We start from the raw sequence: 15,643 nt of genomic DNA, 5'->3' as shown, positions 1-15,643 counted from the left end.
TTCAAACCCGCACCTTCTATCATTACGGGATTTTAACGATGATACAAGTCCCCTGACGAGAATCAGTCTCAATGGCACAAAAACCACCATGCGCCTCAACGACCGCCTGAACCAGTGCAAGACCAAGCCCCGTTCCGTTGGCACGCGTAGTGAAAAAGGGCGTAAATGCCTGATTGCGCACGGCTTGTGGCATCCCGTCACCGTTGTCCTGAACCTTTACGATACAGGCATATTGCGCCGTCTGCTCAAAGGTCAGGACAATTTCACGGGCATTCGCCTCGAGCGCATTTTTCACAAGATTGGCTATCGCGCCAGAGAAAGACTCCAGCGCAAGTGATGCAGAGGCACCCTTTGCCATCTGCTCCACCCGGATTACAGCGCCTTTAAGCAAAGCCTCTGGCTCAACAAGGGCTTTGACATGCTGAGAAAGGTCTTCAAGCGACACGGCCTCCCGCACCAAAGCTTCGCCTCTGGCAAAACGCAGAGTATCCTCAATCTGCTGATGCAGGCTCAGCAGACAAGCCTGAAGTCGCGCATGGATGCGCAACACACCCGCGGTATCGGCGCCTCGCAGTTGCGCGGCACTGAAAATGGCGCCAGTCAGAGGGGTGCGCAGCTGATGCATGAGTCCGGCAAGCTGTTCGCCGAGCTTTTGCAGCCGCTGATTACGCGTATATTCCGCGCGATTTAAAGAAAGCGGCGTCAGTACGAGGGTTTCTTCGCCACTTTGATGCCGCATGGCACTCACGCGCACCAGACTTCCGTCGAGCGTCGAGAATTCACAGCCATCGCCTGGCAGCGGTATCAGGGACTGCGCCTGCACTTCTCTCCACGGCGCGCCTGAATAAAGCCCGCTGATTAAGCGTTCCGCGAGCGCATTATGGGTCATTACCTGCCCCGATGCATCAAGCATTACAACTCCCACCGGCAATGCGCCATCAGGCGCTGCACGCGGTAATTCTCTGTCCGACAATACGGGAACCGGATAGTGCTGCATGCCTGCTTCCTTAAAATCCTGCCAAAAGTAAGGAATGTAACAAACCCGTCGAACATTGCAACCCTCGCTAAAATTTTTTACACCGAAGCGCATATGTGTAAATTTTAACTATAATGAAAAATGTGTGGGCATATATGCGGTGCAACGGACTGCTTCAGCCTTAAACTCAATTCGTAAATCAGGTGTTATTATGGATAACTTTGACTTTGAATTTTTTAGTGTTTCCAGAACGCTGGTATTTTTTCTTGTTCTTCTTGTGATGATTGGACTTGAGTACTGCTTCACCCTTCACCATCTGGGTAAGAAAGGCATGAAGCGCCGAAGGGTTACCAACTGGCAGCTCGGCCTTATCAACATGCTGGTCACCTACCCCATAAGCACGCTTGGTGCCGCCCTTTATGTACAGCATTATCAAATTGGGCTGCTCCACTGGATGGATGCTCCGATGTGGGTGGCCTTCGTTGTATGGTTTATTGTGTCTGATCTTATACTGTATACCTACCATCGATTTGCGCATGCATCGGATTTTCTCTGGCAGTTTCATAAAATCCACCACTCGGAAACATCACCAAACCTCACTACCGCCTACAGGCTGCATCCTTTTGAATATCTAGGGATAAATATTTATAAAGTCAGTTGCATTTTTCTCTTTGGACCCTATTTTCTGGTACTGTATGTCGTAGACTTCCTTCATGCACTGTTTAGTTTCTGGGAGCACTGCAACATCCGTATTCCCAAACAACTGGACAAGGCACTGAGCTTTGTCGTCACGACACCGCGTTATCATTTGCTTCACCACACGAAAAAAACTGCACGTATAATTTTGCATCAGTACTCACCCTCTGGGACTGGCTCAGCAACCGCCGCATAGAGCCGGTTCTTGAGCGCGCCGACATTGAAAAACTTGAGACAGGCATCGATTCCCTGACCGATTATGGCAAGCTCAGTAACCTGCTTATTCCAGAGTTTCTGGCCAGCAAACTACGCCGTCTGAATTTTATTTACTCAAATTACACGCTGCTCGTTGTCGGTTTTTTTGTGGCCGTCTGGACACTCGCTTTTTTCTGGCCCTTCCTGCATACGGGAATCCTCGGCGCAAACCCATGGATGATTGCCGCGTATCTCTTTCTGAGCATTCACCTGTCGATGATTACCGCCTCTCTCTATCTGCACCGCTCGGAAACGCACCGCGCAGTCACCTATCATCCGATTATCACGCACCTTTTCCGCTTCTGGCTCTGGATTGCGACAGGTACCGTTCGCGCCGAATGGGTCGCCATCCACCGTGCCCATCACCAGGACCCCGATGGTGAAAGCGACCCTCACAGCCCGGTTAGACACGGTCTAAAAGCCCTTTTCCTCTCTGGGATTGAACTTTATGACCGCGCAAAAACCTCTGAAATCATTCGTAAGTACGGCTACGTTAGTAATAACGATGTTCTCGAAAAACGCTTCTATACCCCCTGTGCCACCGTCGGACCGATTATACTGCTGGTAGTACTGACCGCACTTATCGGTCTCTGGGCCATACCGGTCTGGCTCTGTCAGATGATGGGACAGATTGTGCTGCAGGCAAGCGTCATTAATGGTCTTGGACACCATTTTGGGTATCGCAATTTTGAAACGTCGGACAACTCCCGCAATATTCTCCCCTGGGGAATTATGGTCGTTGGCGAGGAATTGCATAACAATCATCACCACGCCCCGGCCAGCGCACGATTCTCATCACGCCCCGGTGAGTTTGACCTTGGCTGGTTTTACCTTAAAGGACTCAAAAAAGCAGGCCTTGCGACCATACATCGTCCTCACAGACCAGAAGAGAGACATCAGCGGAGCAATTGATCTATACTTCTGAAAAGGCATGAGCTTGCCTGCAACCACGAACCGGACTCCGACATGTCAAAGGTACATCGCCTGCCGTTTGAAAGTGAAGTACAGTTGCTGTTGCTGCAAAATACTCTCGGGGCCATGCCTTTTAACATTCTTGTGGCAGGTATTTTGTGTTTCGAGCTTTATCTGCGTGGCGCAGAGCCGAACGCTCTGCTGCCATGGTTTCTTGCTTTGACAGCCTTAAGCATCCTGCGCATGGGTTATGCATTCTATGGCATTCGTCATGGCTTGTATCGCAACCACCTTAACGCCACCGCCTTGATTTTCAACATACTCGCATTTTTAAGTGGTGCCATGTGGGGGACGAGTTATTTTATTTTCATGCCAATCGCCAAAGGGGTTGATGAAGCCATACTCCTGCTGGTGCTCGGTGGGGTATCAACCGCGGGGCTCGTATCATTATCAATGTCACTGCCGGCCTACATCGCGTTTCTTGTGCCCATATTCGCACCCGCCATTCTCTACAACTATGCCCTTATGCAGATGCATAATGCCATTATTGCGACGCTTATCCTGCTTTTTGCCGGCATGATTTTTATCGTGGCACGCATTAACACGCAGTTGTTTCGAAAGCTTTTCCGCTTGAGCAGCCAAAAAGATGAGCTGATTTTTGAGCTTGCGGTATCCAATAAAAAACTAGAAGCCTCAAACCAGGAAGTGCGCCTGCTCTCCATTACCGACCCGCTGACGTCACTCCATAACCGCCGCTATTTTGACAGAACACTGCCAGGAGAACTCGCACGCGCTCGCCGAGGTGGTTTTCCTTTAAATTTAATGCTTCTTGATATCGATAATTTCAAATACATCAACGACACTTTTGGCCATCCTTACGGCGATAATTATCTGATTTTTGTCGCTAATCTGCTTAAAAAAACCATGCGCCGCTCGACAGACCTTGTAGTGCGTCTTGGGGGTGATGAATTCGCGGTGATTCTTGGTGATATGCCGCTGCAGGAAGTCCAGTCGCTGGCGGAGCATATACGCCAGCAGTTCACCCGCGAAAATCCCCATCCTGAAGTCACGCTCAGCATTGGTATAATCCATGCCATCGCTGGTTCCGAGAGCAACATCAATACCCTCGTTTCAGCAGCGGATGAAATGCTTTACCGTGCCAAAGAGCACGGCAAAGACCAGATTATGTTGAAAGCGATTTGAAATACGGTCGATTAATCGATGACACGCCCGGGGGGTGTCATCATTTCATGATGTGAAGCGAAAATGTGGCGGTTTGAGGGGCATTGTGCGCTTGAGTGAGGCGAATAGTGGGCTCTATTTAACGAGCTTAAGCGCACAATGACACCAAAACGCCGCATTTGCAGCCATATTATGGAATGAGGACACGCCCTAATACCAGTCTGAATTTCCACAGCAGTTTGAAGGTGGTGGCGTGCAGCATCCCGAGCACGAACTGCCCATGCATCCACATCCCGATACCAGTAACACCGATACGCAAAGACTTGCGGCAAGCAGGAACTTTTTCATACAGGCATCCTTGCAAATAAGGTCATCTACAGTATAGGTAAGGCCTGTATTTTATTCAAACTGACTTTTTTGAGGCTAATTAAGCATGTCTATATTTACCAGCAGGGTCAACATCAGAATATTGTCGGTCTGGGACGGTGTCGTTGGGAGATAACGCCAGAGATAGCCGCTACCAGCACGAATACTGCGCGTCAGCTGGTATTCCATCCCCATGAAGGTTCGGTTCTGATCGAACGTCGGGGTCGTAATCCACGGGACCTGGTTTAAGTTGAAAAAAAATTCATTAAATATCACCAGACGCCAGTTGTCGTTCAGAAAGCGGGTGATAAGGACACGCTCCCGCAGGCGGTTTGACACGCTCGTGTACCCTTCTGCCCGGCGTTCCTCAAGCCGTGAACGCACCACTACCTCAAAAGGCAGTCGTTGAAAGCGATAGTCAAGTTCTTCCCACAATCGGTACTCGCGCGCAACCGTCGGTGCATCCTGGTCGGTCTGCTGCAGGGTCAATCCTGCCCATGCCTGCCACGGCGCGGAAAGAGCCCTGCCAGCACCAAGGTTCACAAGCGACTGGTTAACATCAGCGCTTCCCCCGATATAACGCGGCTGCAACTGTAAATCATACAGCCATGCAGACGTGCTCCCGAAAAATGAAATTAGCCCCCAAAGTCCCTCTCGACGCTCTGCGGCAACGGCTGAAATACTCCCGACCAGCAACAGCAGTATGAAGCACCTTTTGCATCCTTTCATCATCTTTCAGAATACCCGTCAGTCAAGTGCCCGCCATCCTCGCAGAAAATCCTGTAAAATACCAGGGCCTGTCCTCATTCCATAATATGGCTGCAAACGCCTGAGTAAGATGGATTTTGAAGGATTGACGCCATCTATGTTACTCTTCCCCAATAGTGACCCCGGAACACACCCATGACAGAACTCTACACAGCCGATGCCATCGAAGTCCTTAACGGGCTGGAACCGGTGCAGCGCCGCCCCGGCATGTACACCGATACCACGCGCCCTAATCACCTGGCGCAGGAAGTTATTGATAACAGCGTGGATGAAGTGCTCGCAGGCTTTGCGAACACCATCACGGTGACCCTGCACCTCGACGGCTCTGTCGAAGTTTCTGACAACGGCCGGGGCATGCCGGTAGATGAGCATCCGCAGCTTGGCATAAGTGGCGTGGAAGTCATCCTTACGCGCCTGCATGCGGGGGGCAAGTTTTCTGACAAAAATTATACGTTCTCAGGCGGGCTGCACGGTGTCGGGGTCTCTGTGGTCAATGCGCTGTCCTCGCGCCTTGAGGTGACCATTCGCCGCGATGGTGTCATCTGGCACATGGCTTTTGCGCATGGTGAAAAGCAAAGCGAGCTGACCGCCATTGGTTCGACCCGTAAGCGCGACACTGGCACCACGGTACGTTTCTGGCCTGAAGCGCGCTACTTTGATACCGTTAAGGTCGCGACAAAACCGCTGGCTCACCTGCTGCGCGCCAAGGCAGTGCTGTGCCCGGGCCTCAGCGTGCACTTTCATAATCTCCAGAACAACGAACAGGAAACCTGGTGTTACGAATATGGACTCGGCGAATACCTGCGACAGTCGCTTCAGGAAGGCTGGCTGCCTGACGAACCGTTCTGCGGTACGTTCAGCAGCAGTGATGGCTGCGTGGACTGGGCGCTCGTTTTTTCCACTGACAGCACGTCTTCTATCAGCGAAAGCTATGTGAACCTCATTCCCACTGTTCAGGGAGGCACGCATGTCAACGGTTTGCGTGCCGGGCTTTTTGACGCACTCACCGCGTTTTGTGAACTGAGAAACCTCCTGCCACGCGGCGTGCGCCTGTCGGCCGATGACCTCTTTGATACCTGTCAGTATGTTCTCTCATTACGCATGCATGAGCCGCAGTTTGCCGGACAGACCAAGGAGCGCCTGAGCTCACGGCAGAGCGCGTCTTTTGTATCAGGTGTTGTGAAGGATGCTTTTGCGCTCTGGTTGAACCAGCATCGCGCACAGGGCGAGAGCATTGCGATGCTTGCCATAGAGCGTGCTCAGAAACGCCAGCGCCTCTCGCGCCAGGTGGCACGCAAGCGTGTGCATCAGGGGCCGGCACTGCCTGGTAAACTCGCCGATTGCCTGCAGCAGGATATCAGCATCACTGAACTCTTTCTCGTCGAGGGTGATTCTGCGGGCGGCTCTGCAAAACAGGCGCGCAGTAAAGATTTTCAGGCGATTCTGCCCCTGCGCGGAAAAATCCTCAATACCTGGGAAGTAGAGTCGGCAGAAGTGCTTGGCTCCCAGGAAATTCACGATATTTCAGTCGCTATCGGTATCGATCCGGGTTCTGATGACCTAAGCGCGCTGCGTTATGGAAAAATCTGCATTCTTGCGGATGCTGACTCTGATGGCGCGCACATTGCCACCCTGCTCTGCGCGCTTTTTCTGCGCCATTTTCGTCCACTGGTCGCCGCGGGGCATGTGTTTGTCGCGATGCCGCCGCTTTATCGGATTGATGCCGGTAAAATCGTGCATTACGCACTCGATGACGCCGAAAAAGAACAATTACTCGCGAAATTATCTGAAGACGGCAGAACGCGCGCCAACGTCCAGCGTTTCAAGGGACTGGGCGAGATGAACCCGCTGCAGCTTCGCGAAACCACCATCGATCCCGCTACCCGTCGCCTCGTGCAGCTCACCCTTGAAGACGAAACGGAAACCTTCGCCCTGATGGACATGCTGCTTGCTAAAAAACGGGCGGGCGATCGGAAAGTATGGCTCGAAACTCGGGGTAATCTCGCAGAGTTGCCTTAATATGGCAGGCCCGGCTGAGTACAGCCCGGCCTACCGATAAGTAGTTGTTTTATCAATAAAACCCCGTAGCCTGCGCTGACAAGCGCGGGAGGGATGCCTAAACAGACATCCGACCAACGGCCACACCCAATGCCAGGCTTCGCTGCGCTCAACCCAGCCTACCGATAAGTAGTTGTTTTATCTATAAAATACCGTAGCGGGACAGGATGCGCGAAAAAAAACATCCTGCCTTTGGGGATACCCCATGCCGGGCTTCGCTACGCTCAGCCCAGCCTACCAAAAAGCCTATTAATTACAATGCTTTATTTGAAAGTTGAGTGCAGCGAAGCCAGGCATCAGGCGCTACCTCCGAATTTTGATACGAGAGCCCTAAATCAATGCCGCCAGACGGCACGCCTGATTCATGGCATGGCGGGCATCAAGTTCCATGGCCTTGCTCGCCCCACCGATAAGGTGCACGGATTTGCCGGCAGCACGTAATGGCTCCCAGAGGCCACGCGCCTCCTCCTGACCGGCGCAAACCACCACGGAATCTACCGCCAGGCATTGTGACTCGCCATTAATAACGATATGCAGCCCCGCATCGTCAATGCGCTCGTACGTAACACCGGCGAGCATTTTAACGTGTCGGTGCTTGAGGCTCTGGCGGTGAATCCAGCCGGTTGTTTTGCCAAGATGTTTGCCATGACGTTCACTTTTGCGCTGCAGGAGATACACCTCTCTCGGGCTTTCCACGGCTTCCCGAGGCTGTACACCGCCACGGTGTGCGCCAGTCACATCAATGCCCCATTCTGCATAAAACGCGGACGCTGTTTCATGGTGACTGCTCGTGAGCCACTCCGATACATCAAAACCAATTCCGCCGGCACCAATGACCGCCACCCGTTTTCCAGGTACACGGCGGTTTCGCAGCACATCCACGTATGACATCACCATGGGATGGTCAATGCCGTCAATCTTTGGCGTACGGGGCGTCACGCCGGTTGCGAGCACGATATCATCGAAATCACGCACATCGTTCATACTGGCTTCCACGCCGAGGCGTATAGACACACCAAGGCGCTCGAGCGCCCCGCTGAAATAGGTGATGGTATGGCGATAGTCTTCTTTGCCAGGTACCTGCATCGCCATATTAAACTGACCGCCAAGCACGTCGTCTTTCTCAAACAGTGTCACCAGATGACCGCGCAGTGCCGCCACTTCGGCAAAAGCGAGACCCGCGGGACCGCCGCCCACAACGGCAATCCGCCGTGGCGTATGCGTGGGCTCATAGATAAGTTCTGTTTCGTTACAGGCACGCGGGTTAACAAGGCAGGACGCGGTTTTATTTTGAAAGACCTGATCGAGACAGGCCTGATTGCAGGCGATACAGACATTAATGGTTTCGGGCCGTCCAAGTCGCGCCTTATCCGCAAAACGCGGGTCGGCAAGAAACGGACGAGCCATTGAAACCATATCAGCCACACCTTCTTCCAGCAACTGATTGGCCAGTTCCGGGGTATTAATACGGTTTGAAACAATCACTGGCAGATTGACATGGGGCTTTAGGCTGCGGGTAACCGGGGCAAAGGCGGCCCCCGGCACCATGCTGGCAATCGTTGGCACACGCGCCTCGTGCCAGCCTATGCCGGTGTTGATAATACTCGCCCCTGCGGCTTCGATGTTTTTGGCAAGGGCGATGACTTCGTCAAAACTGCTGCCATCTTCGATTAAATCCAGCATGGAGAGGCGATAGATGATAATAAAATCATGTCCCACCGCCTCGCGTACAGCACGCACCACCTCAACCGGAAAGCGTGAGCGGTTTTCAAAAGACCCGCCCCATTCATCCGTACGGCGATTGGTGTGTTTGACCAGAAATTCGTTGAGCAGGTAGCCTTCACTGCCCATAATTTCAACGCCGTCATAGCCACTGTTTTTTGCAAGCTTTGCCGCACGGGCAAAGTGTGCGATGGTTCGCTTAATCCCCCACCGGGTCATTGCCCATGGCGTAAACGGGCTGATGGGCGATTGTATCCGGCTCGGCGCCACCACAAACGGATGATACCCATAACGACCGGCATGCAGCAGCTGCAGAGCAATTTTACCGCCGGCCTCATGTACCGCGTGCGTCACCACCCCGTGACGTGCCGCTTCTGTACGATTGGTGAGCTTGGCCGCAAAGGGCGCAAGCCTGCCCGCACGATTCGGTGCAAAACCGCCTGTCACAATCAACCCCGCTCCAGCCTGGGCGCGCTCACGATAAAAAGCGGCAAGGCGCGACAACGCGGGCTTGTCTTCTTCAAGCCCCGTATGCATCGACCCCATGAGAATGCGATTTTTTAGAACAGTAAACCCTAAGTCCAACGGGGTAAAAAGCGTTTTAAAGGGTGTGTTGTCGATTGTCAGTTCCATGGGCGACCCCTGCGACTAAAAGCAGGAGTATACCCTCCCGCGGGTTTTTTAAAAAGTTTGCGCATCAACCGTGGGGCAAAAGCGGGCTAGACCCAAACGGTCCACCAGGATACTATAGCGGCACCTTGTTCGGGTGTTTATCGATATGTTGAGTGTTATTGTCATTGCCAAAAACGAGGAAGCAACGCTTGCGCGCTGCTTGTCCTCGGTTCAATTCGCGGATGAAATTGTTGTTCTTGACTCCGGCAGCGATGACAATACCGTGGCCATCGCGCGCCAGTATACGGATAAGGTTTTCTGTACCGACTGGCAGGGTTATGGCATACAAAAGCAACGCGCGCTGGAAAAAACCACCGGTGAGTGGGTACTGAACCTCGATGCCGATGAATGGGTAGAACCGGAGCTTGCCGATGTCATTCGCCGCGTTTTGGCCGATAACACCCATGATGGCTGGCGCGTGCCGATACGCATGCACTTTCAGGGTAAAACTGTTCCCCACTGTTCAAGCCCCAGCCGCCATATCCGCCTGTTTCGCCGAAAAGGCGCGCATTTCAGCAATGCACGCGTACATGAGAAAATCTGCCTTCCAAAAGGCGCGCGCATTGGCCAGCTACAGGTACCGATTGAGCACATATCGTTTCGCGATGTCTCACATGCCATTGCCAAAATGAACCGCTACTCGTCCTCAACCGCCGCTATCCGGCGGGAAAAGGGGATGCACGCGAGCATGCTGCGCACCATCGGAGGTACCTTATGGATGTTTTTTCGCTGTTATGTGGTGCAGGGTGGCTTTCTTGACGGGCGCACCGGTTTTCTCTTTGCGGTGCTGAGCGCACAGGGCACCTTCTACCGTGGTATCAAACAATTTTACCCAGACATGGACACGCTATGACGACACATCTCAAGGACCGAGTATCTCTTTTTGCTGAAACATCCACCCCGTGGCTGCTTGCGGCAAGTGCTTTCACCATCCCTGTGAGCTCAACGGCTAAAAGCATTGTGCTGGCGTTGACACTCATCACGATTATGCTTGTTCCCGCCAACAGGGAAATGCTCAGAACGCTCTGGCAAAAGCCCTGGTGCAAAGCCGCCATCCTGCTCTTTGGCTTTAGTTTTATTGCCTGCTTTTGGAGCAGCGCCTCCTGGTCGTTGCGCGGGCTTGTGCTTGAAAAATACAGTAAGCTCCTCTACCTGCCGATACTGGTGGCGGGTTTTCGTGATACCCGCAGTCGAAACCTCTGCCTGCATGCCTTTTTGCTGGCGATGACGCTTACTGCAGCACTTTCAGTGTTTCAAACCGTGCACTTTGTGCTTTCGCTGCCGGTACGCCCGGATTTTGTCTTTCGAAACCACATCATGACCGGCATGATGATGGGGTTTGCTGCCTTTGTCGCCGGCTGGTATGCCATCCACAGCCATGGCTGGAAGCGTCCCTGCTACCTTTTACTGATAGCGCTTTTTGGTTATCAGACATTTTTTATCGCGGGTGGGCGCATGGCCTACCTCAGTTTTCTTTTTCTGATGCTGCTGCTCGTGTTTGTGGCGTTTCCTGGCAGGCGCGTGATTATACCGGCGCTGAGCGTCTGCCTGCTTGCCGTGGCAAGTTATGCGCTGAGCCCTTCCATGCAGTATCACGTTAAACAACTGGTACACGAAGTGCAGCATTATCAGCAGAAAAAAAATACGTCTGTGGGTTTTCGCATCCAGTTTCATCAGTATGCCTGGTCACTGTTTAAGGAACGTCCACTGACAGGGCATGGAAGTGGCGGTTATGCTGACCGTTTTGAAAAAGACGACCCGATTCCGGCATGGGGGAGAACCCGTCTTGAACCGCACAGTCAGTACTGGCTCGTGGCCGCAGAGTTCGGGATACCCGGGCTGCTCCTGCTCGCTTTTTTCTTTATCAGTCTGCTTGTTGAATGCCTGCGCCTGCCGCATCTTTCAGCGATGGGGCTTGCAGTACTGCTGCCGTTTCTTGTCGGCAACCTGAGCGACTCACTGCTGCTCTATTCAGGTTCAGGCTACTTTTTCATTCTCTTCATGGCGCTTTGCTTAAGTGATGGCGTAGCCTTCAGAAAAGCCGCCTCTACAGGTTGACAGCTGCCTGCACTCAGGATAAAGTCCAGCGCAACACCGGGGGTGTGCCACATGTGGCACTGAGAAAAACCCTTATAACCTGCTCTGGATAATGCCTGCGGAGGGAGAGTGTTGTGCCGGTACGCCACCGCGTGCCGATGCGGCCTTTCTCCGTTTATGCGGAGGAAATTACATGTTTAGCCATACCCCCAGACACCTCTGGTCACATCTTTTCGCAAGAACTCAATCCCTGTCTGAACAGATTATCTCTCATCCTTTTAATGCGGCACTGGGAAACGGCAGTTTATCGGAGAGTGATTTTCGCGCTTACATCCTGCAGGATTTACCCTACCTTGAGGGCCATGCGCGCGGCATGATAACTGCGAGCCGGCGCGCCCCGGATGCAGCGGGTCAAGCACTGCTGTTACGCTTTGCAAACGACACCATTGCCGCAGAAGAAAATATACGCCGCACGTTTCTTGAAGGCAGCCCTTCTGAACCGCCTCCCCCCCTTCCAATGCTCAATGACTTTCTCAAAACCCTTGATGAAACGACTAGTCATGCGCCGGATTTTGGAACGGTACTGGCAATTCTTATCCCATGCCCATGGATTTATCGCGAAATTGGTCTGTCCCTGCCCGCACCGGCACCCTCAAACCCCTATGCCTGGTGGACCGATGAATACCGCAACAATCCGGGTTTTAGTGAGGCGGTCGAGTCGCTCTGTGCCTATGCACGCCCCCATATCAACGCGGTGCACTGCCCCGTTCAGCGAGAACGCACCATAATGGTTTTTGAAAAAGGGCTGCAGTTTGAACACGACTTTTTTGACACTTTCAGTCCAAGAGTTTCTGAGTCTTTGAAAATCTTATAATTTCCTGGTATATTGCCTGTTTTAGTCTCTGAGAGACCGGGATGAAAGCACCCGATACCCCCCTGCTGAAAAGCCGGTTTTTCCTGCCTCTCTTTATTACCCAGTTTTTAGCGGCGTTTAACGATAACGCCTTTAAGCTCGCAATCCTTACCACCATCAGTTACCACTTAAGCCGCAGCATGCAAAGCTCTGAACAGTATCAGGCCCTTGCCGGCGCACTGTTTATACTGCCCTTTTTTTTGTTATCAGCAACAGCGGGGGAACTTGCCGACTGCATCGACAAGTCACGGATTATACGCTGGATTAAAATCATCGAAGCCCTGCTCATGCTCGTTGGTGCCGCGGGGCTTTTGTTTAGTAACATTCCCTGCCTGCTCGCGACCCTTACCGGCATGGGCATTCATTCCACTTTTTTTGGACCCATTAAATTCTCCATTCTGCCCGATCACCTGCCGGAAAAAGATTTACTAGAAGCCACAGGGCTCATCGAGGGCAGCACATGGATTGCCATTCTGGCAGGCACCACGCTTGGCACACTGAGCATTGGCAGCAGTGTCAGCGAGCATCCAGACATTGCCATCACACTCACGCTCACCGCCGCCGCTATCGGCCTTTTTACAAGCTTCCTGATTCCACCGGCACCTCCGGCAGTCGCAATTCACAAGCTGCACCTTGACTGGAACCTGCTGCGTTCTACGAAAAGGTTACTGCAAAACGCCCTGCAAAAGGATGGTAACAGCGCGGTTTTTATCGCCATTTCCTGGTTCTGGGTTCTGGGGGCTGTCATGCTGACCAAGCTCCCTGACTATGTACATTATGTGCTGGGCGCGGAAACTACCGTTTTTGCGACCTTTCTTGCTATCTTTTCGATTGGTACGGGTATCGGTTCACTGACTATTAACCTCTTCCTGAAGGGGCGCGCGCACCTTCGGCATGTGCCATGGATACTTCTCGTCATTTCCATTTTTGCGTGCGATCTTTATTTTACCGAACCCGCCACCCTGCCTGAGGGCGCCCTGCATCACGTTCACACGTTTTTCAGGCATCCCGCACACTGGCGGATTGTGCTGGATTTTCTTGTCATCGCCATCATGTGCGGTTTTTGCATTGTCCCACTCTACACGTGGCTGCAAATCCATAATGGGGAATCCGTGCGCTCGCGTATTATTGCCGCCAATAATGTCATCAACTCTTTTTTTATCGTGATTTCGAGCCTGTTTGTCATGGCACTTGCCATGGCAGGCGTTCACATTGTCACCATCTTCCTGATACTCGGGCTTCTCAGTTTTATGGTTGCAATCATCCTGTGGAAACGCCTGCCGACAGCAGAAATACACGCTACCTGAGTGCGAGCCAGTCGCGCGCCGGCAGAAAATACGTATAAAGCTCTGCTTCCGGCGTTTGAGGCTTCGGGTGCCAGTTGTAGTGCCACTCAACCTCAGGCGGCAGGGACATCAAAATGGATTCGGTTCGCCCGCCAGACTGCAGGCCAAAAAGCGTGCCGCGGTCATAAACCAGGTTAAATTCCACATAACGGCCACGGCGGTATTTTTGAAATGCCTTTTGCTCGTTACCAAAAGGATGGGCTTTACGCCGTGCGACAATCGGGAGATAGGCCTGAAGGTAGTGCTCGCCGATGCTGCGCGTCAGTGCAAAGCAATGCTCAAAGCCACCGGCATTTAAATCATCAAAAAAGAGACCGCCAATCCCACGGGCTTCATTGCGGTGACGCAGAAAAAAGTAACGGTCACACCATTCCTTGTAGTCGGTATACACCCGTTCACCAAAGGGATCACAGGCGTCTTTTGCCGTCTGATGCCAGTGAATGCAATCCTCTACAAAACCATAATAGGGCGTCAAATCAAACCCGCCCCCAAACCACCAGACGGTCTGCCCATCCGCGAGCGTTGCGCTGAAAAACCGTACATTCGCATGTGAAGTCGGGACATAGGGGTTATCGGGATGAATCACAAGCGACACCCCCATCGCTTCAAAGCGCGCGCCGGCAAGCTCCGGGCGAGCGCTGGTAGCAGACGGCGGCAGCCCCTCCCCCGTTACGTGCGAAAAATTAACCCCCGCTTTTTCAAACACTGCTCCGCCGGTCAATACGCGTGTCAGGCCGCCACCTCCCTCCTCGCGTGTCCAGGCATCATCCAGAAAACGCCCGCTGCCGTCTTCCGCTTCAAGTCCCGCGCAAATCGATTGCTGCAGTGTTTGCAGCCAGATTTTAACGCGTGCTGTGGCATCAGACGGTAACGGGGTGTTTGAATGCTGCATGGCAAATCTCCAGAAAGAATACCGTGCCAAAATACTCCTGCCTGCGTTTTTTGGCAACTGAGGGTTTGAAGAAGTTTGATGGCGTTTAAAAGCGGTATGAATCGCGGCCTTGGCTGAGCATGCTGGTAATTTCACATAGACTTGCGCATAATTGCCGCATGGAAGTCAAATCCCGAATTGTACTATGGAAATTACTGCTATAACGTCCACTCCATCCCCGTGGGTCGAGTCCACACTCAAAACCCGGCGCATCGATACACTATTGTCAAAGCCGCTGATGCAAGAAGGTCTGACGCACCTAAAGAGCCCTTCCGTGCCTGGGTCGCCCTTGCCGCTTCAAGAACCGGCAGACGTAAGTCCTTCATCGACAAATTTCAACACGACTGTACGCGACTTTGTTGCCTGCCTCTGGCCGCACGCAAAAGCCTCAGCGCAACAACTCGGAATCGACCCGGGACTGTTGCTTGCGCAGGCGGCACTGGAAACCGGATGGGGAGAAAAACAGGTGGCGGGCAGTGAAAATTATTTTAATATCAAAGCGCGCCCCGGAGAGCCGGGTATTCAAAGTACCACCACTGAATACGTAGATGCAAAACCTGTAAGCCTCAAAGCACTTTTTCGTCAGTATCAGAATGCCGGAGAAAGTTTCTTTGCCTTAACGAATCTTTTGAAACATGCAGACCGCTACCGTGCGCTTGCGTCTCTCACAAATGACCCGCAGGCCTGGCTTTCCGCGCTCCAGAGCGCTGGATTCGCGACCGACCCGCATTATGCGGAAAAAGTCATGGCGATTTACCAGAGTAAAACGCTGCGGGCAGCTATCAACGCCCTGTAGATTTTAACGTGTG

Annotated in this window: 14 protein-coding genes and 1 riboswitch; of the genes, 9 read left to right on the top strand and 5 right to left on the bottom strand. The window is 52.7% G+C overall.

Annotated features, from left to right (window positions below; genetic code table 11):
• Nucleotides 1-22: 22 nt before the first annotated feature.
• On the bottom strand, nt 23-997 hold the full coding sequence (locus tag E4T54_RS10480; RefSeq protein ID WP_028385773.1) for a sensor histidine kinase: 975 nt from the start codon (nt 995-997) through the stop codon (nt 23-25).
• Nucleotides 998-1,187: 190 nt separating this feature from the next.
• Between E4T54_RS10480 and E4T54_RS10475 the strand changes: the two genes are divergently transcribed.
• The 3 genes from E4T54_RS10475 (at nt 1,188) to E4T54_RS10465 (ending at nt 4,042) form a co-directional block, all read left to right on the top strand.
• Nucleotides 1,188-1,868: a sterol desaturase family protein gene (locus E4T54_RS10475; protein WP_058387110.1), complete on the top strand. Its 681-nt coding sequence runs from the start codon at nt 1,188-1,190 to the stop codon at nt 1,866-1,868.
• Nucleotides 1,869-2,035: 167 nt separating this feature from the next.
• Nucleotides 2,036-2,839 carry a fatty acid desaturase gene (locus tag E4T54_RS10470; RefSeq protein ID WP_131793736.1) on the top strand — a complete coding sequence of 268 codons (804 nt, stop codon included), beginning with the start codon at nt 2,036-2,038 and terminating at the stop codon, nt 2,837-2,839.
• A gap of 54 nt (nt 2,840-2,893) precedes the next feature.
• Nucleotides 2,894-4,042, top strand: a complete 1,149-nt coding sequence (locus tag E4T54_RS10465; protein ID WP_051550804.1) for a GGDEF domain-containing protein — start codon at nt 2,894-2,896, stop codon at nt 4,040-4,042.
• A gap of 189 nt (nt 4,043-4,231) precedes the next feature.
• Here the strand turns inward: E4T54_RS10465 and E4T54_RS12035 are convergent, their stop codons facing one another.
• Both E4T54_RS12035 and E4T54_RS10460 read right to left on the bottom strand, forming a co-directional pair.
• Nucleotides 4,232-4,369: a hypothetical protein gene (locus tag E4T54_RS12035; protein WP_155832453.1), complete on the bottom strand. Its 138-nt coding sequence runs from the start codon at nt 4,367-4,369 to the stop codon at nt 4,232-4,234.
• Nucleotides 4,370-4,444: 75 nt separating this feature from the next.
• Entirely contained in the window at nt 4,445-5,119 is a 675-nt protein-coding gene (locus E4T54_RS10460; RefSeq protein WP_028385771.1) for a DUF2490 domain-containing protein, read from the bottom strand.
• A gap of 171 nt (nt 5,120-5,290) precedes the next feature.
• Here E4T54_RS10460 and parE point away from each other — a divergent pair, with 171 nt between their 5' ends.
• Entirely contained in the window at nt 5,291-7,174 is a 1,884-nt protein-coding gene (gene parE, locus E4T54_RS10455) for a DNA topoisomerase IV subunit B (RefSeq protein ID WP_028385770.1), read from the top strand.
• A 369-nt stretch (nt 7,175-7,543) separates the two neighbouring features.
• On the opposite strand, the gene E4T54_RS10450 is transcribed toward parE, so the two are convergent.
• The gene (locus tag E4T54_RS10450) at nt 7,544-9,568 is read right to left on the bottom strand and encodes an NADPH-dependent 2,4-dienoyl-CoA reductase (protein ID WP_028385769.1); all 2,025 of its coding nucleotides are present in this window, start codon (nt 9,566-9,568) and stop codon (nt 7,544-7,546) included.
• Nucleotides 9,569-9,713: 145 nt separating this feature from the next.
• Here E4T54_RS10450 and E4T54_RS10445 point away from each other — a divergent pair, with 145 nt between their 5' ends.
• The 4 genes from E4T54_RS10445 (at nt 9,714) to E4T54_RS10430 (ending at nt 13,864) form a co-directional block, all read left to right on the top strand.
• Nucleotides 9,714-10,460, top strand: coding sequence for a glycosyltransferase family 2 protein (locus tag E4T54_RS10445; RefSeq protein WP_028385768.1), 747 nt, complete (start codon nt 9,714-9,716; stop codon nt 10,458-10,460).
• A complete protein-coding gene (locus tag E4T54_RS10440; protein ID WP_028385767.1) occupies nt 10,457-11,665 on the top strand; it encodes an O-antigen ligase family protein in 1,209 nt (402 codons plus the stop codon). The genes E4T54_RS10445 and E4T54_RS10440 overlap by 4 nt, the downstream gene beginning before the upstream one ends.
• Nucleotides 11,666-11,693: 28 nt before the next feature.
• Nucleotides 11,694-11,789, top strand: a riboswitch (TPP riboswitch).
• Nucleotides 11,790-11,837: 48 nt separating this feature from the next.
• A complete protein-coding gene (locus E4T54_RS10435) occupies nt 11,838-12,518 on the top strand; it encodes a thiaminase II/PqqC family protein (RefSeq protein WP_028385766.1) in 681 nt (226 codons plus the stop codon).
• Nucleotides 12,519-12,559: 41 nt separating this feature from the next.
• Nucleotides 12,560-13,864: an MFS transporter gene (locus E4T54_RS10430; RefSeq protein WP_028385765.1), complete on the top strand. Its 1,305-nt coding sequence runs from the start codon at nt 12,560-12,562 to the stop codon at nt 13,862-13,864.
• Here the strand turns inward: E4T54_RS10430 and hemF are convergent.
• The gene (hemF, locus tag E4T54_RS10425; RefSeq protein ID WP_028385764.1) at nt 13,857-14,795 is read right to left on the bottom strand and encodes an oxygen-dependent coproporphyrinogen oxidase; all 939 of its coding nucleotides are present in this window, start codon (nt 14,793-14,795) and stop codon (nt 13,857-13,859) included. The two genes, E4T54_RS10430 and hemF, sit on opposite strands and share 8 nt — an antisense overlap.
• 184 nt (nt 14,796-14,979) lie before the next feature.
• On the opposite strand from hemF, the gene E4T54_RS10420 reads away from it, so the two are divergent.
• Nucleotides 14,980-15,630 (top strand): glycoside hydrolase family 73 protein, encoded by a 651-nt coding sequence (locus E4T54_RS10420; RefSeq protein WP_081776687.1) that lies wholly within the window; start codon nt 14,980-14,982, stop codon nt 15,628-15,630.
• The last annotated feature ends 13 nt before the right edge of the window (nt 15,631-15,643 follow it).

Source organism: Legionella geestiana, assembly GCF_004571195.1.
Taxonomy (GTDB): Bacteria; Pseudomonadota; Gammaproteobacteria; order Legionellales; family Legionellaceae; genus Legionella_B; species Legionella_B geestiana.
The sequence above is the reverse complement of the archived record's forward strand: the minus strand, read 5'-3'. Positions and strand labels throughout refer to the sequence as shown.